The 800-nt window shown below is 45.0% G+C and carries 1 protein-coding gene and 1 pseudogene; both read right to left on the reverse strand.

Going from position 1 to position 800, the window contains the following annotated elements; all coding sequences use genetic code 11:
* Nucleotides 1-385 (reverse strand): DUF2806 domain-containing protein (locus R7Q46_RS26315; protein WP_318078103.1); only part of this gene is annotated, 385 nt, incomplete at its 3' end.
* Nucleotides 386-702: 317 nt separating this feature from the next.
* Nucleotides 703-800, reverse strand: a pseudogene (locus tag R7Q46_RS26320) (DUF3299 domain-containing protein); the annotation flags it as partial.

Consider the following 800-nt stretch of genomic DNA (forward strand, 5'->3'; position numbering starts at 1 on the left):
CTTCACGCTTCATCACTTGCGCCCACAACTTCTGCATTGAACTGTTGTGGATATCTTGGGCCATATCGAAAAATCGATACAACCAATCTTGATCGGGTTCGCCTGCGGTTTCATCGCGGCAAGCGCTGTGCGCGAGTTTTAGGATTTGCTCAAGGTTTTTTTGTCTTTGCTCTTGGCGTCGTTGGTCTCGCAGTTGTGCTCTTTCTAATGCGGATTTGGCAGGAGGGTCAGTTTGCAATAGAGCGTCAAGGCCATGAGATTGAGCGATGTTTTTAATTCGGCTCGCACTGTCTTTGATGTAACCCGTTTTCTTGTCGTGGTGACCGTTTTTCTGCGTATTAGGCTGGTGTTCAATCACTACAGGTTGTTTCGTTGGTTCTGCCATGTATTTTCCTACCAAGAGCTTGCGTTTGACGCTTGCCTCAATTTACACCTTAATCCGCGAGGCGACCAGAGAGAGCGTCTCAGATTTTGAAGGAATAGGGCTATTCAAAATGATAATGAGTTGTTAAAATTGTTACCGTTATTTTGGAGGGGTGATGAAGTTCTCGGAAGCAAGTAAACTGAAAAAGCACCTGTCGATAGCGTTTCTTTTGATTCTTTATGTGGGCGTGTTAGCGTACTTATCGCGCTACATTGTTTAACATTTAAAGATGACAAAGGCGCCGATGCGACGCCTTTGGTGTACCTCGAAATCGACGACTACATATCGTCGTAGGCTTCGATTTTTGAACCTTCAATCACATACGCTGTTTCTGCCAGTTCATGGTTAATGGTTTCGGTTTTTAACGTTCCCACCA

It is taken from the genome of Vibrio sp. 811, from assembly GCF_033339195.1.